This window comes from Acinetobacter sp. UBA6526, assembly GCF_002434875.1.
GTDB lineage: Bacteria > Pseudomonadota > Gammaproteobacteria > Pseudomonadales > Moraxellaceae > Acinetobacter > Acinetobacter venetianus.
In genome coordinates, this window is record NZ_DJLC01000050.1 from 1 (window position 1) to 20923 (window position 20923).

The 20923-nt window shown below is 40.0% G+C and carries 18 protein-coding genes and 1 rRNA gene; 11 read left to right on the forward strand and 8 right to left on the reverse strand.

Translation table 11 applies throughout. The features are described from left to right. Positions 1–119: ribosomal RNA gene (locus tag B4237_RS03245) — 16S ribosomal RNA — on the reverse strand; the annotation flags it as partial. A gap of 570 nt (positions 120–689) precedes the next feature. On the opposite strand from B4237_RS03245, the gene B4237_RS03250 reads away from it, so the two are divergent. The 7 genes from B4237_RS03250 (at position 690) to B4237_RS03280 (ending at position 5779) form a co-directional block, all read left to right on the forward strand. Next, positions 690–1577 (forward strand): MlaA family lipoprotein, encoded by an 888-nt coding sequence (locus B4237_RS03250; RefSeq protein ID WP_286941355.1) that lies wholly within the window; start codon positions 690–692, stop codon positions 1575–1577. Positions 1578–1706: 129 nt separating this feature from the next. Beyond that, complete coding sequence (gene gigA, locus B4237_RS03255) at positions 1707–2675, forward strand: RsbU family protein phosphatase GigA (protein WP_286941413.1); 969 nt, start codon at positions 1707–1709, stop codon at positions 2673–2675. A gap of 102 nt (positions 2676–2777) precedes the next feature. Beyond that, positions 2778–3302: an anti-anti-sigma factor GigB gene (gene gigB / locus B4237_RS03260; protein WP_004881820.1), complete on the forward strand. Its 525-nt coding sequence runs from the start codon at positions 2778–2780 to the stop codon at positions 3300–3302. 28 nt (positions 3303–3330) lie between these two features. After that, positions 3331–4155: a carbon-nitrogen hydrolase family protein gene (locus tag B4237_RS03265; RefSeq protein ID WP_286941357.1), complete on the forward strand. Its 825-nt coding sequence runs from the start codon at positions 3331–3333 to the stop codon at positions 4153–4155. Between the two features lie 178 nt (positions 4156–4333). Beyond that, on the forward strand, positions 4334–4687 hold the full coding sequence (locus tag B4237_RS03270) for a DUF4951 domain-containing protein (protein ID WP_007479575.1): 354 nt from the start codon (positions 4334–4336) through the stop codon (positions 4685–4687). A 130-nt stretch (positions 4688–4817) separates the two neighbouring features. Next, entirely contained in the window at positions 4818–5255 is a 438-nt protein-coding gene (locus tag B4237_RS03275; protein WP_004881814.1) for a MarR family winged helix-turn-helix transcriptional regulator, read from the forward strand. Between the two features lie 89 nt (positions 5256–5344). Continuing rightward, complete coding sequence (locus B4237_RS03280; protein ID WP_286941359.1) at positions 5345–5779, forward strand: organic hydroperoxide resistance protein; 435 nt, start codon at positions 5345–5347, stop codon at positions 5777–5779. Positions 5780–5833: 54 nt separating this feature from the next. Here the strand turns inward: B4237_RS03280 and gspE are convergent, their stop codons facing one another. Further along, complete coding sequence (gene gspE / locus B4237_RS03285) at positions 5834–7324, reverse strand: type II secretion system ATPase GspE (RefSeq protein ID WP_007479572.1); 1491 nt, start codon at positions 7322–7324, stop codon at positions 5834–5836. Positions 7325–7418: 94 nt separating this feature from the next. Between gspE and B4237_RS03290 the strand changes: the two genes are divergently transcribed. Together B4237_RS03290 and B4237_RS03295 are read left to right on the forward strand one after the other, a co-directional pair. Next, positions 7419–8240 carry a hypothetical protein gene (locus tag B4237_RS03290; RefSeq protein WP_007479570.1) on the forward strand — a complete coding sequence of 274 codons (822 nt, stop codon included), beginning with the start codon at positions 7419–7421 and terminating at the stop codon, positions 8238–8240. Positions 8241–8249: 9 nt separating this feature from the next. Beyond that, the gene (locus B4237_RS03295; RefSeq protein WP_007479568.1) at positions 8250–9167 is read left to right on the forward strand and encodes a mechanosensitive ion channel family protein; all 918 of its coding nucleotides are present in this window, start codon (positions 8250–8252) and stop codon (positions 9165–9167) included. Here the strand turns inward: B4237_RS03295 and B4237_RS03300 are convergent, their stop codons facing one another. Beyond that, on the reverse strand, positions 9168–12023 hold the full coding sequence (locus B4237_RS03300) for a DUF2339 domain-containing protein (RefSeq protein WP_286941360.1): 2856 nt from the start codon (positions 12021–12023) through the stop codon (positions 9168–9170). A gap of 188 nt (positions 12024–12211) precedes the next feature. Between B4237_RS03300 and polA the strand changes: the two genes are divergently transcribed. Then, complete coding sequence (polA, locus tag B4237_RS03305; RefSeq protein ID WP_286941361.1) at positions 12212–14977, forward strand: DNA polymerase I; 2766 nt, start codon at positions 12212–12214, stop codon at positions 14975–14977. A 58-nt stretch (positions 14978–15035) separates the two neighbouring features. Here polA and B4237_RS03310 read toward each other — a convergent pair whose 3' ends face one another. From B4237_RS03310 to ppx, 5 genes are read right to left on the reverse strand one after another with little or no spacing between them, the layout of a single operon-like run. Continuing rightward, positions 15036–15605, reverse strand: a complete 570-nt coding sequence (locus B4237_RS03310) for a YggT family protein (protein WP_007479563.1) — start codon at positions 15603–15605, stop codon at positions 15036–15038. A 16-nt stretch (positions 15606–15621) separates the two neighbouring features. Beyond that, a complete protein-coding gene (gene proC, locus B4237_RS03315) occupies positions 15622–16461 on the reverse strand; it encodes a pyrroline-5-carboxylate reductase (RefSeq protein ID WP_007479561.1) in 840 nt (279 codons plus the stop codon). A 3-nt stretch (positions 16462–16464) separates the two neighbouring features. Next, positions 16465–17856, reverse strand: coding sequence for a tRNA lysidine(34) synthetase TilS (gene tilS / locus B4237_RS03320; protein ID WP_286941362.1), 1392 nt, complete (start codon positions 17854–17856; stop codon positions 16465–16467). Next, positions 17793–18617 carry an acetyl-CoA carboxylase carboxyltransferase subunit alpha gene (locus B4237_RS03325; RefSeq protein ID WP_004881800.1) on the reverse strand — a complete coding sequence of 275 codons (825 nt, stop codon included), beginning with the start codon at positions 18615–18617 and terminating at the stop codon, positions 17793–17795. The genes tilS and B4237_RS03325 overlap by 64 nt, the downstream gene beginning before the upstream one ends. Positions 18618–18650: 33 nt before the next feature. Further along, positions 18651–20171: an exopolyphosphatase gene (gene ppx, locus B4237_RS03330; RefSeq protein ID WP_286941363.1), complete on the reverse strand. Its 1521-nt coding sequence runs from the start codon at positions 20169–20171 to the stop codon at positions 18651–18653. Between the two features lie 273 nt (positions 20172–20444). Between ppx and trxA the strand changes: the two genes are divergently transcribed. Next, positions 20445–20771, forward strand: coding sequence for a thioredoxin (gene trxA, locus B4237_RS03335; RefSeq protein ID WP_004881797.1), 327 nt, complete (start codon positions 20445–20447; stop codon positions 20769–20771). Positions 20772–20923 lie beyond the last annotated feature (152 nt).

A 20923-nucleotide genomic window follows, 5' to 3' on the forward strand; every position in this document is an offset into this window, starting at 1 on the left:
TACGCGTTACTCACCCGTTCGCCGCTTTACTCGCTTCCGAAGAAACTTTCTCGCTCGACTTGCCTGTATTAACGCTGCCGCCAGCGTTCAATCTGAGCCATGATCAAACTCTTCAGTTAAAATCATTTTGCACCTTAGTTAAGACAAGGTGCTAATTCTGGCTCATCAATTACTGACAAAAAATTTGCTCAAATAAACTTCGAGAAATTTCTACCAATTATCAATGATAATATTTATCGATTGATCAACTAGTAAAAATCCACACAAGTTGTTCTTCTATTCTCTTAATGATCTTCTCAATGGTTCGTCACCATCAAGCTAGGTCGGCTATATTACTCTAAATTTCTTTAAAGTCAACAGGTAATTTAGATATTTTATAAACTTATCAACCAACCCAAGAATCTAACCAATCTAGCCAAATCCTTGTTTCTCAACAAGTTTTTATCTGCATCACCGCCGATGGATGTGCATTCTACAGCATTCCTCAACGCTTGCAACCCCCTTTTTTATTTTTTATTATCGAGTGAACATTTTTAAGCCAAATTTACATTTCTTCTTATATTTTTCGAGCGAATTTGTTTTAATACTATGAGAACAACTAAATTGTATTCCTCATATATATGTTTTGCGTTAAGTGACGCAATCATTTTAATGACTGTATTTCGCTCTAACAGCGATTAAGGACTTATATGCATTACTCGAATTTTATCTTGCTTGGATTGCTAACTGCTGGAGCATGTTCATCCGCATTCGCACAAGAGACATCCAATGAAACAGCAGATCAAACTAATGCTGTAAGCACTCAAGTTGTTACAGAGCAGAAGCCTTCTACTATTCAGGCTATCAAAGATTTAAAGCATCTCACTAAAAATGATTTAAAAGTGAATGCAAATGCCGCTCAACCAGATTCAGTTAAAGATCCATTACAACCGTTGAACCGTCAGTTTTATGCTTTCAATGACATGGTAGACCGTAATGTATTAAAGCCTGTTGCAATTCAATATGTCGCAAAAGTTCCTGAACAAGTTCGTAGTCCTTATCGTCAGTTCCGAAAAAACCTAGGTGAGCCGTGGAATGCAGTAAACCAATTAATTCAAGGCCGCCCAGCTCGTGCGGCTAAAACTTTAGGTCGTTTTACCGTAAATACATTAACGACTTTAGGTTTCGCAGATCCTGCTCGTCGATTAGGCTTACCAACCGAAGAAGAAAGCTTTGGTGTGACTTTAGGTTATTATGGTATTCCATCCGGCCCATACGTTATGTTGCCGTTCTTTGGCCCAAGCACTTTTCGTGATGGCTTTGGTTTAGCAGCTGATAGCTATGGTCGCCCGCAAAAATATTTACTGGATGATCAAGAAGGAATTTACTGGTCAACCAATGTATTGCAAGCTATCGATGCTCGCTCTCAAATTTTGGATATTGAAGAAAGTCTGCAAGGTGATAAATATTCAATGATTCGCGATTTTTATTTACAACGCAAAGCATTCCAAATCGCGGAGAAACGTGGTGATTCGAATGATATCTCTTTCGTTGGGGATAGCGATGATTTAGATAATGCTTCATCTGAAGAACAATGATGTATCGCAATCAACATTTACAACGTTCTGTATTGTCAGCACGTTTAACTGCTGGCAATGCTTTGATTTAAGTCATCTTTCATCTATGATGAATTTATAATGATCATACAAAGGATTGGCTATTCATCTATGTATTTCATTCAACCCACGCGTTCCATACCTTGTTTAGATCAAGCTTTAACAGAGTTACCAAGTTTGCAAATCATTCAAATTGATGACTTGGATTTATACGATCAAACAATTATTGCTATTGCTGATGTACAAGATTTTTTAAAATATCAATGGAAATTACCAACAATTGTTCTTGCATTTGAACATGAAGGTGCAGCATTGGCACAGGCCTGGGAGCAAGGTGCTTTAGCGGGTTGGGTTTGGGATAATTTGCCTAAAAATCCTGTTCACTCTTTATTTAAGATAGATGCACAATATAAGCGTAATCAAGATAGTAGGGATTTACCCTCTGCTGCTGAATTACAAAAACGTCTTTTGCCCAATCCAATTGAACTACCAAATTATCAATTTGAATCTTTTTTCCAACCATCAGCCTATTTATCTGGTGATTGGTATGACTATTGGAAGTTAAATGATCATGAAGTGCTTTTTTATTTAGCAGATGTATCTGGTCATGGCGTCACAAGTAGTTTACTGACCTCATGGATGGCTGCTTTTCATGGCCGTTCAAAAACACCTCGTCAACTCATTCAAAAACTGAATGCAATGTTAGTTCAAGAAAATATTGAAAAACATATCACCATGGTTGCAGGTACATTAAACCTCAAAACCAATACCGTTTGTTGGTCTAGTGCAGGCCACTACCCTCCTCCAATTATTTTAGAACAGAACCGACCACCAAAAATTTTAACAACAAGTAGCTTTCCTCTAGGTTTAACTGAAGACTTAGAAGTTGAAGAACATCATTGTGTATTAAGCCATCACTCTCGGTTTATTTTGTGTTCAGATGGTGCTCTAGAGCCTTTTGATGGTGGACTCAATGATCAGTTCAACCAATTGGTCGAACATCTACAAAATGATTCATTTCAAGCACCAGATCATGTAGCAGATGATATTGCAATTCTCAGCATATGCCGAATGAATTAATATAAAAATCAAAAAGTTATTTTTTTAAAAGCATCTAACCACTTGTGTCTAGAATATCACTATGGGATAATTTTATATCCTTTCTCTGAAAATGGCATTTATATGTCAACAGGTCATGTTGAATATGCAAGTTTGAACGGAACGCATATTTTCAAGCTTATTGGCGAAGTCCGTGCTCATTCTTGTATAAGTTTAGACAAACTACTCAACAAGATTGAACAACAGCAAAATGTTGTTGGCGCAATCGTTGATTTAACCCAAACGACGTTTATTGACAGCACTGTTTTAGGTGTACTTGCAAAATTAGGTTTAAAGCTTAAACAAGTTCATCATATCCAAGCAGTTATGCTATCAACGAATCCAGATATTACAACCTTGGCCAACAGCATGGGGCTAGGGCAGGTTTTTGTGATTTTAAATTACTGTGGTGATCCAAGTGTTTGTACTTTAGAGTTGACTGAAGAACAACATGTCACCCACAGTGCAATGTTAAACACGGTTCTTGATGCACATAAAACACTTATGCGCTTAAACGAAAATAATCAAAATATGTTTGAACCTCTAGTTAAACAATTGCAGAAAGAACAAGATTGTTTAAATCACGATGTACAAAAACAAAATGCTTGATCGTTAAACTAACTATCGAGGCACCTACATGACCTTATTTGCTGTTTCCCAAATGAACTCTCAAAATGACATTGAAGCGAACTTCGTTGTCATTGAATCATTGATCCAGCAAAGTAAGGCTCAAGGTGCAGAACTCATCGTATTTCCTGAAAATTTCGTCTGCTTTGCTGCGGGTAAACAACGCGAAACGGCTGAACAATTTGAAAGTATTCAAGCTCGCTTAGAGCAACTTGCACATCGTTATGAAATTTGGATCATTGCAGGCACTCTGCCATGTCCTTTTCGCCCAAATGGCTCAATAATTACCGATAGTCGAGTTCGTACAGTTAGTCTATGCATTAGTCCAGAGAGAACAGAGGCTCGTTACGATAAGATTCACTTATTTGATGTGCAAGTCAGTGATGCTGTCGGAGGATATCAAGAGTCTAAATTCTTTGAGCCTGGCGAAGACGTTATTGTTGCAAAAACACCTTTTGGTCATATTGGTTTAATGGTTTGCTATGACTTACGTTTTCCAGAGCTTGCCTTAACACTACGCCAACACGGTGCCAACATATTAACTGCACCAGCAGCCTTCACCTATACAACAGGACAGTTACATTGGCAATTGTTGCTACAAGCGCGTGCGATGGATAGCCAATGTTATGTTTTAGGCGCAGCGCAGCAAGGTTGGCACGGCGAAAAGCGTCAAACATGGGGTCATTCAGGAATTACTGATAGTCGTGGTCAGTTATTGCAAATGGTCAATCATGAAGGTACTGGGTTAATTACCAGCGCTTTTGAACTTGAAGAACAAGAAATTGTGCGTTCATCAATGCCTCTAATGCAACATCGTCGAATCATCAACTACTAAATTCTTCTAAATCATTTATAAAACTTTCACTTTTTGACTCTAGCAGTCAATTTTTATGTAGCTATAAAAACTATGATCATGATTTAATAAGCATTATTCATCATCGTAGAACAAAATAAATACGTTCTGCTTGTAAGTTGATGTACCCTTCGCCACTCACAGCAATTAAGTTTTATTCATGTTTAAATTTATTCCTATTTTATTTTTTATAGGGGCAGCCGCACAAATCCATACTGCATCAGCAAATACAGAGGTTGATGTGGTTAGTTCTTCTTTACCTACTCCACAAAATTTATCACTGAACTTTTTTGGTCAATGGATTATTGGATGGGGAACAGGTGCTGAGGGTGCAAGACAACGTTTGAGTAGCATTCAACGTGAAGATGTTGAGATCATTAAGCAAAAAGGTACAACTTTAGAAATGATCAAAGCATGGCAAGAGTATTATGAACAAGAAGCACAGAAAAGTTTGGATAATCCAACCGCACGTTATCGAGCACGTTTGATGAAAAGAATCGCTGAATTTTGGTAGTTAAAATATCTGCATAAGTACGATCAGCATTCAAACGCTTCGTTATTTTTTATTTTAATCACCTGCAAACGCTTTAGCTATTCGTAGATCAAGATATACTTAATTGAATTGAAATCATTTAGAGATGTACATGGGCGAAGAACATAATCAACTGTTACTCGATAATCAGTTATGTTTTCTAATTTACTCGACCAATCTTGCCCTGCATCATGTATATCGCCAATTACTCGCACCACTTGGTCTGACTTATCCTCAATATCTTGTTATGCTCGTGCTTTGGGAAAAAGATCAGCTTACTGTGTCCGAAATCGGTGAAAGATTATTTCTTGAATCCTCTACCCTAACACCTCTACTGAAAAAACTAGAAACATTAAAATTAATTACTCGCCAACGTTCTACAAAAGATGAAAGACAAGTGATTATTACCCTAACTGGTCAGGGTGAAAAACTACAAGAACAAGCAATTGATATACCGAATCAAATTGCTCAAGCAGCCTCATGCACCCCTGCAACTCTATCTGAACTAAAACAGCAGCTCTCAGAACTGCGTCTTAATCTGACAAAATAATATACAAATTTACAAACCAATAACTTGTTTTTTAATTTATATCGTGTACGATTTAATTGTAAACAACATTTATTTAAAGGTAAGAACAAATGTCTCTAGAACAAGTCGTTTATCGTGCGAAAGCTAAAGCAACTGGTGGTCGTGATGGCCGTGCAACATCATCAGATGGTGTACTAGATGTTAAATTAGGTGTACCTAAAGAAATGGGTGGTGCAGGTGGTGAAGTCAGCAATCCAGAACAACTTTTTGCTGCGGGCTATTCTGCATGTTTCTTAGGTGCTATGAAATTTGTTGCAAACCGCGATAAATTTAAAATTAGTAAAGATGCATACGTTGAAGGCGAAGTGGGCATTGGCCCTATTCCAAATGGTTTCGGCATCGAAGTGACTTTAAATGTCTATTTGATTGGTATGGAACAGGCCGAAGCAGAACAACTTGTCGCAGCTGCTCATATTGTTTGCCCATATTCAAATGCAACACGCAATAATATTGATGTGAATTTCAATATTGTGACAACAGCTTAATTTTTAAGATAAAAAAAGCATGGTTAACCATGCTTTTTTAAATATTGAACTGATTTATTCTTCCGCAGCTTCGTTAGTGACACGTAAAACTTCCTCTAAAGTCGTTTTACCTGCCATAACTTTTAGTAAACCATCATCACGAATGGATGCTGCCTGACGTCGAGCATGATTTTCTAACTCATATTCTGCCGCATTGCCATGAATCAAACGACGCATAGATTCATCAACAGGCACAATTTCATAAATCGCTGTTCGTCCACTAAAACCAACATGAGAGCATTTTTCGCAACCATGGGGTTCTGGTAGTTCTAGATGTTCGTCTACTTTTAAGTGTTGGAAAACTTGACGTTCAAAATCATCTGCTTTGCGCCATGTTACACAATGAGGACAGAGTGTTCGAACGAGACGTTGTGCAATAACACCGATTAATGAACTTGCAAGCAAGAATGGTTCAATACCCATATCTTTCAAACGCGTCACTGCACCAATCGCAGTATTGGTGTGCAGTGTAGATAAGACCAAGTGACCTGTTAGAGATGCTTGCACCGCAATTTCAGCAGTTTCAAGATCACGAATCTCACCAACCATCACCACATCCGGATCTTGACGTAACATTGCTTTTAACGCACGCGCAAAGGTCATATCAACCTTGGTATTGACTTGTGTCTGACCAATCCCCTCCAATTGATATTCTATAGGATCTTCGGCTGTCAAAATATTACGTGTATTATCATTTAGATCAGATAATGCTGCGTATAAAGTCGTCGTTTTACCCGAACCCGTAGGCCCTGTAACCAAGATGATGCCATGCGGACGATGTACCAACTGCGTCAGTCGTTCATAGTCATTCTGCATTAAGCCCAAATGCGTCATATTCAAACGGCCCGCTTGCTTATCCAGCAAACGCATCACCACACGTTCACCATGAGAAGATGGTAACGTTGATACACGCACATCGACTTCACGACCAGCCAAACGTAAAGAAATACGACCATCTTGAGGAACACGCTTTTCAGCGATATCCAGTTTAGCCATCACTTTGATACGAGACACAAGCAAAGGTGCAAGTTCACGGCGCGGTTGCACGATCTCTCGTAATTGACCATCGACACGCAACCGTACAGAAAGCTTCTTTTCAAAGGCTTCAATATGGATATCCGATGCACTAACACGAATCGCCTCCGACAATAACGCATTAATCAAACGAACAATCGGCGCATCATCTTCTTGATCCATTAAGTCTTCAGCTTCAGGAACTTGATCTGCCAAACTCAATAGATCAGGATGATCCTCCAAGCCTGCTGCAACCTGTTGAGATTCGCCAGTATCACCAGCATAGCTAGAACTTAATAAGGCATGGAACTCTTGATCTGTACAAAGTTGATCATGAGCAGCTTTCCCCAAAATTCGACGAGCTTCCTGCAAAGCAATACGTGCGGTGTCCTTCCGTCGCACGATAAAAACTTGATCACCTTCATAACGCAGTAAAACGCCATGTCTTTTCGCAAAACTATAAGGAATTTGTATTTGTTTAAGTATTTGCATCACAAATTATAATGATGAAAGGGATAGTTGAGTGTACTCTAAGCAGATTACAGCGTGAAGTCTGTTTAGCATACTCACAAAGGAATTTTGCATCTTGTCTCAAAATAATCAATATGAAATGCCCCATTCCGACACTTTGAAGTGGTGGGGTGAACAACAGTTTGAAATACAACAAGCCAAAGCTTGGCAATTCGGTTCGCTGCTATTTCGCCTGACTCGCGGCATTAAAGAATGGCGCTTGGAATATCATCGCCCTTTTACCCAACATGATTACGAGCAACATTGGCAAGTATTAAACGATACTGAATTTGCGATGCCAAAACCCGCCAGCATTGAACGATACATGTTTCAAAAAACGAATGATTCATTCCTGTTAATGCCGCGTTTGGCTGATCGTTCAGTGGTAATTAAACCCGTTGATCCGATCTATATTCCTGCTGGGCAGCGAGGAACACTGTATATCAGCACGCCTCTTTGGATTGCAGGTTTAGTTGATGGTATTTCAGAGCCTCTTTTTGAAGTTCCAGTGATCCAACCTAAAGATACTTGGTTTGGTAAAGATGCTCAACATGGTGAAATCTGCTATGCAACATCTGTCGACGGTCGCACTGATTTAAATCTGTTAAAGCCACGTGCTTTTAGAGCAGTTACTCCAATTGAATTCCACAACATTAGTCAACATCAATTACGGTTTGATCGTATGAATGTTCCCGTCCCTGCACTACCGTTATTTTATAGTGAAGAAACAGGCAGACTCTGGACTTCTCAAATCAAAGTGTATTATGAAGGGGCAGATCAACCCGCGCGCATTCGTATTGAGAATAAAACACCAACCCAAGCTGGGGCTGTGACCTATGTCCATCCACCACGCGCACCAGGTGGCAACTTATTCAATATGTTTGATTCATTCTTTTAAGAGGTTGATATGGCGCAAACCAATATTCCTAAGGATGTCGCATCTAGCTTTACTGGCATCTTTACCAATATTAATTTAGAACGACTCAGTGAAATCACTGTTGCCGTGATTCTGTGCTTTATCGGCTTTGTCATCGCACGTTTGATATCGAATGCATTTATTCGAACGATTGGTAGCCGCTTTAATGCACATCAACGCTTGTTATGGCGTAGAGGTATTTTCTATTTTATTTTCCTACTCTTTATCATGACTAGCTTGAGAGAAGCAGGATTTAAAATCAGTGTCTTCTTGGGTGCAGCGGGTATCTTAACTGTGGCTTTGGGTTTCGCCTCTCAGACTTCCGCATCCAATTTAATTAGTGGACTGTTTTTGATTGGTGAAGGTTCTTTTGAGGTTGGAGATACCATTCAGATTACCTTGATTCGCGGACAAACGATTGAAGGTGAAGTCATCTCAATTGATCTATTATCCGTAAAATTACTCACCCTCGATAATGTTTATATTCGACTGCCGAACGAACAACTCATTCGAACTCCAGTCATGAATTTATCCAAATATCCAATTCGGCGTATCCCAATTACGCTTGCCATCAATTTCCATGAAGACATCATCAAAGTTAGACAAGTACTGTTAGACGTTGCAAATAGATACCCATATGTAATGGATGATCCTAAACCTGCTGTGACTGTTACAGCATTTAAAGAGTCATCGATTGAGATCCTTTTTGCGGTCTGGTGTCGTCAAGAAAACTATATTCAAGTGCGGGATGAAATGCAGGAACGCATCCGTAACGGTTTCCTTGATAATGAAATTGAGATTCCAGTACCGAAGATGGGGCTAATTGACCGACCTCAACCCTTAGCAAATGATGAAATAGATCAATATGCGAATCAGAAAGCACTGAAACGTGAAGGTAAAGAGAGCTAATCAGCTCTCTTTTTTATTTTCACTCAAGGTCGGTGGTAAAGGTGCTAAATATGCAATCACCAGCATGACGATACCCGATCCAATAAATGAAATCACTCGAGTTAAAGTTCCGCTTTGCGATAAGTCTAATAGCAATAGTTTTAACACCACAATTCCCAATAGCGCCGCACCGACAAACCAAATTTGGCGAATATGACGACGACTGGAAAAAGTCATTAGGATGAATGCCAAAATTACCCAGAGTAACGTCAAACTCAGCTGAACATCACCATTTGACCAAATTGCACCACCCCATAATGGTGTTCCAAGATAATGATGCATTGCACGCACAACAACACTGCTCAGTACAAATAAACCTGTCAAAATAGTCGCTACTTTAAAACCCCACTCAATTGACGATTCGACATTGAAGTCATGATGGTAAATCACCCAGAGCACACCGATGAACATCAACAAGCTCAATAAGTCTGTTGGGTTCAGCACTGGCAGGAAATAGAATTGCGTTGCTGAATATGGGTCAATATTCACAATCACCAGCCAAAATAAAGTGAGACACCAAATCGGGAACTGCTGAAGTTGTTGGATTCTATTGGAATAAAATAACCATAGACCGTACACAGCAGGAATAATCGCCAAGGCAACAACAGGAATGATTGGGAAAATCGCTAAACCAATGATTGCTAAACTTAGCCATAGCAGAGTCGCACCGATCATGAGTAATGTTTTTGATGACGTCGATTGCAAACTGATCAATGTACCTGCAAGAACAATCGCCGTTACGGCAAACGTTATTTGCGTTAAAGCACTCGGCCAATGCCAAATTACATAGACATTTGCAGCAAAGCTCTCTCCGTACAATAAAAATAACAATCCACTCAACAAAATCAATTGTACGTTATGCCATTGCATCCTAGATTTGAATTGAACAACCAAACTAAATAAAGCCAAACAGATAGTTGAGATCATCAAATAAGGGCTTAAGCCATAATGTTGCCAATGTAGATACTCAACACCTGCAACTGCACCTGCATACATCCCTAAAGCGAGGAAAACACCACTCAACATCCGTGCACTAAAATATTTTTCAACTTCTTGATAATGCAATAAATAGAAAGCCGAAATAAATTGAGCCGAAGCATAAATAACTGTACTTAAAATCGGGAAATGATCATTTGACCAAGCTTGGAATAACAATGCGACTGAGCTGAGTAACACCAAAGCTACACCAAGATAACGACTTAAACGATAACGTTCAGTCACTCCCCAAACAATCAGTGCTGTGCCCTGAATCACCCAGCCCACAGATGTCCAATGCGCTCCTTTCGCAAGTGGGAAAATCAGTGCAGTAAACACCATAGCAAGAATAAAAAAGCTTTTTGCCAAGATCGAAAGTTGTGGATGCTGACGTTTAATCCAAACATGCAGCAAAGTATAAGTTAAACTTAGAACAGCAGCTCCAATCGTAAGTGCCTGTGTTGAGTTATGCATCAGATAGGCGTGTAGTGAAAAACCCAATACAGGTACACTAAAAATCAGTCCAACGTCTAAAATAGGCTGCAAACGTTGGGCTTTGGGTTCTACCTCTTTAATTTGATTTTGAGCACGTAGCATTAATTGACTATATCTAATACTCAACCAAATAAATAACCCAATATGCAACCATAAAATCCAGTCTAAGGTATCGAATTGATGCGTCTCTGCATAAATCCCAATCGTTGTGCCTCCAATAAACATCGTGGCAAAAAATGCAATTTGGTGCAGGATTTTCCAAGGTTGAATAAAGTTAACCGCAGCCACGGCTAAGTTAATCAAAAAGTAATAGCCAAATAAGAAAATCACATCAGGATGATTCTGTGGAATAAGCAATGGTGCAAGATAAGCCATTGTTAATGCCAACATGGCCAAATATAACGCTTGCTGCTTTAAACTTAGGTAAACAGTTACTAATAATAAAATGACAAATAAAGTACTGGCTGTACCTAGACTGGCAATTACAGCAAAATGATGTGAAAAAATAAGTGTCAGAAACACAACGGCTAAACCAAGCCCCTGCAATGCGACCGCAAATAGTTGATTCTTTTTTTGCAACCAATAACCAGCAATAGTCGTCACCATCCCTGCACTGGCAATAAATCCCAACTTCACACCTAAACTAAGCTGCCAATGCTCACTGGCAAAACGCAATAATAAAACGATTCCCACCATCAACACGGCAACAGCGATTCTTAAAATCGGATTACCATGAATCATCCAATCGATCGCAGGTTGCCACCAAGCAGGTTGTTTTCGCTTCGTTTCAGGATATTCAGAAATTAGATTTTCATTAGTTTGTTTTTGTGGAATCGCTTGATCAGTTTGCATCCAAGTCGGATGATGATCATTTGCAAGCTCATTTGAGGTATAGGTTGGTGCTAATTCAAGATTTTGATCATCAATAGAAGCCTGAGGCGTTGGCATCTTAGTTTCAGCAGAATGTATCGCGTATTGCTCTAAATGCAATAAACGTGTCTGAAATGAACTGATGGTTTGAATCAAGCACAACATCAGAACTAATAAAGCCCCACCCGCTAACCACATCCATGTATTAGCATAAGCAAATAAAGTAACTAATGCAGATGCATAGATCACCAACTTTTGCGAAGTAATACTCGTTGATTGGGCAAAATAGCTCGGTGCAGTGCGTTCAAGCTGCTGCAAACGCTGATGAATTTCCGAAAGTATGTGCACAATTGCAACGGTTAGTCCAATTGCTGAAGCAACGACAATACCTTGCCATCTAAAGGCAATTGCGCAACCCAACAACACAGTCAAAGCAACCAAGACAATGACAATTCCCTGTTTATCTTTTTTATACATGGACTTATATCAGTTCAGATAACTTCATTGCAGCTATATTACTTGATCAGTCCATAAGCAACCCACTTTACATACAAAATTCTGCAATTTTTAGACGACATGGCAAGTCGTATTGATCCACCTCGAAATAAGACAGGCATGACTTTTTCACGTAAAATACGCATCAGTTCATAATAAGGATTTGCACAATGCCACCTTTTGTCTTGGTTGACGGGTCATATTTTTTATTTCGTGCTTTTCACGCTCTGCCGCCATTAACAACATCTACTGGCTTACACACCAACGCAATTCGTGGTGCAATTTCTGCAATCCAAAAATTGATGCGCCGCACTCAACCGACGCACATGGCAGTTATTTTCGATACACCTGAGCCAACATTTCGTCATAAATTATCGCCGATTTATAAAGGCGATCGCCCAAGCATGCCTGAGGAGTTGTCTCAACAAATCCCATATTTACATGCATTAATTAAAGCTCTAGGCATTCCTTTATACAGTCTGCCGGGCGCTGAAGCCGATGATATTATTGGAACACTTACCAAACGTGCACTCTCTGAAGGTCATCATGTGCTCATCTCAACAGGTGACAAAGATATGGCGCAGTTGGTCAATGAGCATGTCAAACTTGAGGATAGTTTTAAAGAACGTGTACTCGATGAAGCGGGTGTTTTAGAAAAATTTGGTGTACATCCACATCAAATTATCGATTATCTCACCCTCATGGGTGACGCATCTGATGGCATCATGGGTGTGCCGGGTGTTGGTGCAAAAACAGCAGCAAAACTCCTGACTGAATATGGCTCATTAAACAATATCATCGCCAATGTTGATCAGCTCAAAGGCAAAATTAGCCAAAATATTAAAGATAACTTAGACAACATCAAAATTGATCATCAGTTGGCCAGCATTGTCTGCGATCTTGATTTAGCTTTAGATTGGCATGATCTTAAACTTTCAAATCCAAACGTTGATCAACTCCGTGATCTTTACACTGAGCTAGAATTCCGTAACCAACTACAGTCTTTGGATCATCCGAATAATCCAAACAATTCTGCATACCAACAAACTTCAAAAAGTATCGTCAAAGCAGAACAGAAAACTGAGCAAGTTGTCACCGAAGATCATGCCAATCTTTCTAGTCAAGATGATCAACTCGGTACAGCCACCTATCATACGGTGCTCACCCAGCAAAATTGGAATGTATTGTTCGACCGAATGCAGCAAGCTGATCACTTTGCAATTGATACAGAAACCACCAATCTCGATTATCGCTTTGCGGAACTGGTTGGTTTTTCTATCGCCTTTGATGCGAATGATGCCTATTACGTACCTGTGGCACATGACTATGAAGGCGCACCTGAACAGCTTAATCGTGAGCAAGTTCTCGCTCAAATTAAACCAATTCTTGAAAATGACAACGTCAGAAAAATTGGTCATCATTTAAAATATGATGCACATATCTTTGCTAACCATGGCATTCATATTCAAGGTTGGTATTTCGATACCATGCTCGCTTCATATGTGTTCAATGCGGCTGCAACTCGACATGGTATGGATGATGTAGCACGAGTTTATCTCAGTCATCTCACGACAACTTTTGAGCAAATCGCTGGTAAAGGTGCAAAGCAAAAAACCTTTAATCAGATTGAACTCGAAATTGCGGCACATTACGCAGCCGAAGATGCCCATGTGACCTATCGTTTATATGAAGTACTTTCAGCAAAACTTAAAAGTAATCCTGAACTGGTCAATATCCTCCACAACATCGAAATGCCTGTGGCTCGCGTTTTGACAGGAATGGAAGAAGATGGGATTAAATTAGATCATCAATTTCTTGATCAACTCAGTGTCGAGTTTTCTGAAACGATGCAAACACTTGAGAATCAAGCAACTGAACTTGCAGGTGAAGCCTTTAATATCGCTTCGCCTAAACAAGTGGGCGAAGTTTTGTTTGATCGTCTCGGTCTGAAAGGCGGCAAAAAAACTGCCACTGGTCAATACAGCACCAGCGAAAGTATCTTAGAGAAAATAGAGCACCCACTAGCGGAAGTTATTTTAGAACATCGCGGGTTGGCTAAGCTGAAAAACACCTATACAGATCGTTTGGTCGAGCAATCACATGATTCAACACATCGTGTGCATACCAGCTACCATCAAGCACTCACAGCGACAGGTCGTTTGTCTTCAACTGATCCAAACTTACAAAATATTCCAATCCGCACACCCATTGGTCGTCAGATTCGTAGAGCCTTTATTGCACCTGAAGGACGTGTGTTATTGGCGGCCGATTACTCACAAATCGAATTGCGTTTAATGGCACATTTTTCTCAAGATGATGCTTTAGTCCATGCATTCCAACAAGGTCAAGATGTGCATCGCCGTACAGCATCTGAAGTTCTAGGTATCGCCATTGAAGATGTGACCAATGATCAACGTCGTCAAGCCAAAGCCGTCAACTTTGGTCTGCTCTATGGCATGTCTGAGTTTGGCTTAACTCGCCAACTTGGTTTTACCCGTGAAGAATCACGTAGCTATATTGCGCGTTACTTCCAACGTTATCCAGGTGTTTTGGACTATATGGAACGTACACGTCAGATCGCACGAGAACAAGGTTTTGTCGAAACGATTTTAGGTCGTCGTCTATATACACCTGATATTTTGGCAAGCAATAAAATGATTAAACAAGCGGCTGAACGTGCAGCAATCAATGCACCACTCCAAGGCAGTGCAGCGGATATCATCAAACTAGCGATGATCGCAGTTGATAAAGTATTACCTAAAGATCAAGCCAAGCTGTTATTACAAGTACACGATGAATTGGTGTTTGAAGCAGACGCAGACATTGCTGACGAGTTGTCCAAGCAAATTGCAGATGTAATGCAGTCTGTATTAGAAATATCAGTGCCCTTTGTCGTTGAAGTCGGACAAGGTCTAAACTGGGACGCGGCCCACTAACATATAAGCTAAAAAAAGGGACCGTGTTCAACACAGTCCCTTTTTATTTTCAAGTCAATTAAAGACCTGTTAATAACACTTTAGCTGCTTCATTCATTAAGATTTCAGCGACATACAAAGCCAAGAATGCCAAAATCGGAGATAAATCGATCATGCCCATGTTTGGGAGCAAACGACGGAAAGGCGCAAGCAATGGCTCAGCAAGTTCTTGAATCACTTCAATATAAGGAGAGCGAGTTTGTGTAAACATCACCACCCAACTTAAAATAATGGTTGCAAAAATCAAGTAACGACAGAAACGAATTAAATCTTGAATCATGGTCACAAAGGTTGTGATCACCAGATACACTGCACTATGTGGCATTTGCCCTGACAAATACATCAAACCAAATATTTTCAGTAAATAAAGAACAACCAACAGAGCTACAGCAGCCAAATTGACACGGCCCTTGCCTACTGTTGGAAAAATACGACTAAAAATATCTACAACCTTGGTAGCTTTCACTGTCGAAAGCACTACAGGGTTATAAGGACTTACTGCCGCCAATTGCATTAAAAAACGGAAAAAGACCAATAAAATTGCAACATTGATCAAAACACCAAAAATTAGCGCAGAACTTGCACCCATAATTGTCTTATCCTACTTAAACCGATTTAGTCTTGTCGCTCAACTCTTGTGCAAGCTCTTGGCTACGCTTTTGAGCTGCTGCAAGCGCTGCTTGAATGTTCTGTGAAATCTGAGCACGATCAAACACTTCTAAAGCCGCTTGAGTTGTACCATTTGGAGACGTCACATTTTTACGTAATTCCGCTGGAGAGTTTGAGCTCGTGATTGCCATTTGCGCTGCACCTAATGCAGTTTGTAAGGTCAAAGCTGTTGCTACTTTCTCATCCAAGCCTAAATTCTTACCTGCACGAATCATACTTTCCATTAAATAGAAGAAATATGCAGGTCCAGAACCAGATACAGCTGTCACTGCATCAATTTGTGCCTCAGTATCTACCCAAATCGTTAATCCTGTCGCAGCAAGAATCTGACTGGTTAATTCACGATCCTGAGCATTTACGGCTTCAGATGCATAAATACCATGCGCACCCGTTTGAACAAGTGCTGGGGTATTTGGCATCACACGCACAATACGCTGACTACCACCGATCAGGTCTGAAATTGTTTGAATTTCAGCACCAGCAATAATCGAAATGACGAGTTTATCTGATAACAAATCTTTTAATGGTTGTAATACCGTTGCTAAAACTTGAGGTTTTACCGCCAATACAACGACATCTGCATTTTTAATTGCTTCAAGATTATCTGTTGTGGTTTGGATGCCTTTTTCTTCCAAAATTTGGCGAATTTGCTCAACAGGATCAGAAACCGTGATACGGGTTGTTGGCAATCCACGCGAAAGCAATCCCCCAATCAAGGCTTGCGCCATATTACCGCCGCCAATAAAACAGATATTTTGATTCAATGATGTCGCCATGTTCTACTCGTCATGTAAAAAAGACTGAAAAGAAAAATTATTACAGTCAGTAATTAAACTTGGTTGCCAACCGCCCTGCTCTAGATAATCAGATTGCGCCAACCAAAAACCTTTTGGGCTAAAGACCCCAAGCATAACATTATCCAAGACTAATATTTGAATTGTATGACGTAACCAAGGCAAAATCTGTGCTTCTTGAATTGCTTTTTTCAGTGGCCTATGTCCAACTCGCCCATAGAGATGAATTTTCTCACCACCTTGACGCTTAATCAGCTTTAAATTTTGTCCTAATAATTTTGTTGAAAGCCCAATTTTTTGCGTATCAATTTTATATCTTCCTGAAGCCATCTGAATAAAATTTCCGATTTGATAATACTGCTCTATGCAATTGGGGAACGGAGAAACTTTTTCTGCATACAACTCATCATAGCGAAGTCGATACAATTTCTTTTGATAACGCACATAATAATGCTGATTGATATGCAAAGTTGCTTGAGCATCAGGCTTTGCTAAAATGACTTCCTGCTGTAGACGTTGCACCATGTCAAAGCTAGGTCGATATTGGTCTGTTCCTTTGATCCATGCTGAGAGTAATTGACGTTGTCGTGCTTCAGATCGCTGCAAAAGCGCATCCAAATCTAAGACATTTTCAGTCACACATTGCTGTATATCGTTTTTTAAAACATCATTTAAGATTTCAACAGCATCTTGCATTAAATAGCTGCTACGCGATATTGCATCCTGCATTTTGGGAAAACGTTGTTGTAAAACAGGCCAAAGCATTTCTCGACACCACGCACGATCATAATGCGTATCATGATTGGTTGGATCAGTCACATAATCAAGACTGAGTTGCTGTGTCCATTGTTCAATACGTTCGCGACTTAACTCGAGAAAGGGTCGCCAAATGGTCATCTCACGACGAATATCTATCCGTTGCATTGCAGACAAACCATTTACACCAGCACCCGAAAGCAAGCGCAATAATACTGTCTCAGCCTGATCTTGCTGATGATGGGCCAATACGAGAATTTCATTGGGTTGTAAGTGCTGCTGATAAGCTTGATAACGTGCTTGGCGTGCTTGTTGTTCTAGATTCCCAGTTTGAACCGAAACTTTTTGAATAATGCAGGGAATATTGAGTTGATCTGAATGCTGTTGAACTAACGCCCCCCAAGCTCGGCTCGCCTGTTGCAATTGATGATCAACATAAAGGGCGCGAGTATGTGTTGGGAAAAGTTCAGCCATCAGATACAGCAACAGCATGGAATCCATGCCGCCGCTACACCCAATCAAAAATTGAGTTTGTTCTGAGAAATGCTGTGTCTCTGTTAAGACGCGATGCCTAAATTGCTGCTTCCAAACTTCATTAAACGTTGATAACGTGCTTCGCATCGTTCTTGAGCACCCATTGGTTGCAATTCATCTAAGGCTTGCTTTAATACAGCTTTTAAATCATGCATGACTTGCTCAGGGTTTAAATGCGCCCCTTCACCTTCATCCACAACATATTCAACAACACCTAAAGTTTTTAACTTATCTGCTGTTAACGCAAGTGCTTCACTCGCTTGAGCCGCTTTATCTGCTGTTTTCCATAAAATAGACGCACAGCCTTCTGGAGAAATAACAGAATAAATACTATGTGACAACATGATCACGCGATCCGCCACCCCAATCCCAAGTGCACCACCAGACCCACCTTCACCTAAAACCGTTGCGATTACTGGCACTTTTAAGTTTGAAAGTTGCGCCAAACTCGTTGCAATTGCTTCAGCTTGGCCACGCTCTTCCGCGCCAACACCCGGATATGCACCCATGGTATCAACGAAAGTAAACACAGGTAAGTTAAAACGTTCCGCCATATCGAGTAAACGCTGTGACTTACGATAGCCTTCTGGGTTACACATACCGAAGTTATGCTGCAACTTTTCACGGGTACTACGCCCACGATGTTGACCCACGACCATCACTGGTTGACCATCAAAACGTGCAAGTCCACCAATCATCGCACCGTCATCACCATATAAACGGTCACCATGAAGTGCATCAAATTCAGTAAAGATTTCACTGACATAATCTAGAAATTGCGGACGTTCAGGATGTCGTGCAATTTGAACCGTAGCCCAAGCCTTGGACTGAGTCGCTTTATTTTTCATAAGTCGTAGATAATCCCTAACAAGGATGTATTGTTAATCAACAAAATTGTCTGACTGAATATTTAACTCAATGTCCCAATGCTTAAACTGCACCTGCTCATCATGCAGATCAGCAACCAATAAAGGCCATTGTTTAGCATCGCCAGAAACGCTTAGCTGCCATTGTTGATCATTTACAACACTCAGTTCAATGGCAGGAAGCATCTGATCACTACGACTATGGTTCAGCAAAACTGCGAGACGGAGCAATAAACAAAGATAAAGTAAATGGCTACCCCCCACCTTCATCAAGTCATTTTTTGCATCTGCTCGTAACTTACGACGATGATGCGAAACCAGATGTGAGAGATGATTTTGGTCAATTTGCGAGAAACCTGGAATGTCAGAATGTTGTAGCAAATAAGCTCCATGACGGTGATAACCACCATGACTAATTGCCAAACCAATTTCATGTAAATATGCAGCCCGTCGCAGTAAGTCACTGTCTTCCGTAGTTAAATGCAAAGATTGCGCAACCCCATCGAAAAGCTGCTGTGCTGTATTTACCACTCGTTCTGCTTGTTTTGGATCTGCGTTATAACGACCCATTAATGCTTGCACACTACGATCACGAATATCTTCATGCTTAAAACGACCTAACAAGTCATACATGACACCTTCACGCAATGCACCGTCAGAATATGCCAATTTGTCGATATCTAATACTTCATAAATGGCATATAAAATCGCAAGACCAGCTGGCAAAACTGCTCGACGATCTTCACGTAGTCCTTCAAAATCAATTTCTGAAACATTCTTAAATTTCAGCAAACGATCTTTTAACTTATATAAGCCTTCACGCGTTAAATTTTCTTGTTCGTCACTTAGACCTAAATTTACTGAGATTTGACGACAAGCTTTAATTGTTCCACTTGAGCCAACAACAGTATCCCAACCTTCTGATTTGTAAGTATTCGCAATTGCAGAGAGTTCTTTACGGGCAGCAACCACTGCTTTATCAAATGCTTTACTGGTGATTTCGCCATCAGCAAAATAAGCTTTGCTATATGCTACACAACCCATTTGTAATGATTCAGTATGTAATGGCTCAAACTCTTCACCGATAATAAATTCCGTTGAACCACCACCAATATCAACTACTAAACGTCGACCACCATTGGCCATGGTATGTGAAACGCCCAGATAAATGAGGCGAGCCTCTTCACGACCAGCAATAATTTCAATCGGTTTGGGTAAAATTTCTGCTGCTTTTTGAATAAATTCGTGGCCGTTTTTCGCTTGTCTTAATGCATTTGTGGCAACAATCCGTAGACGATTTGGTTGCACTGAACTTAATCGCCCAACAAAGCGAGCTAAACATGCAAGCCCACGTTGCTGGGCAGCCTCTGTTAAATTCTTATTTTCATCTAGTCCAGCAGCTAACTGTACTTTTTCTGACATTGAAGCAACTTTCTTAACTTCACCGTGATCAACACGAGCAATTGCGAGATGGAAACTATTCGATCCCATATCAATCGCAGCAAGCAATTCTTCATCAATCAGAAAATCAGACATTATTTATATAAACCCATGTTCAATTCACGCATTAGAGTAATTCACATGCTTACAATTTTAAAGTCATTTTAAGCAATAAAAGTACCGTATTTAATTTTTTATTGCTGAAATGATTGTTTATGTCGATGCTGAACATCGTCAGCATCCATTGGACTTTTATCTACTAAACTTGAATAATCAGAACAAACCCTTACATTGAGTAAAGTAGCGATGTAATATTCATCTTGATGATGATTGAATTCGCACTTTATTTCTTATTTTTGGAGCAACCTCATGTCTGCGACTATTGTTAATACAACTGATGAAAACTTCCAAGCAGATGTTTTAGATGCTGAAACTCCTGTACTTGTTGACTTTTGGGCAGGCTGGTGTGCGCCATGTAAAGCAATCGCACCTGTACTTGAAGACTTGTCTAACGAATATGCAGGTAAAGTAAAAATCGTAAAAGTCGACGTGACTGCATGTGAAGATACGGCTGTGAAATACAATATCCGTAATATTCCAGCACTATTAATGTTCAAAGGCGGTGAAGTTGTCGCTCAGCAAGTTGGTGCTGCGCCACGTTCAAAACTTGCTGCATTTATTGATCAAAATATCTAATTTAATTTAGGTTATCGATCCCTCAGAAATACGCTATTCAATTGATGGCGTATTTCTGAGTTTACATTGACAAATTTCTTTATTTAACCTATATTACTGGATCAAGAAGCTTTGAATGGAATCTACTTCATTGCACTTCTTACAAGACACAA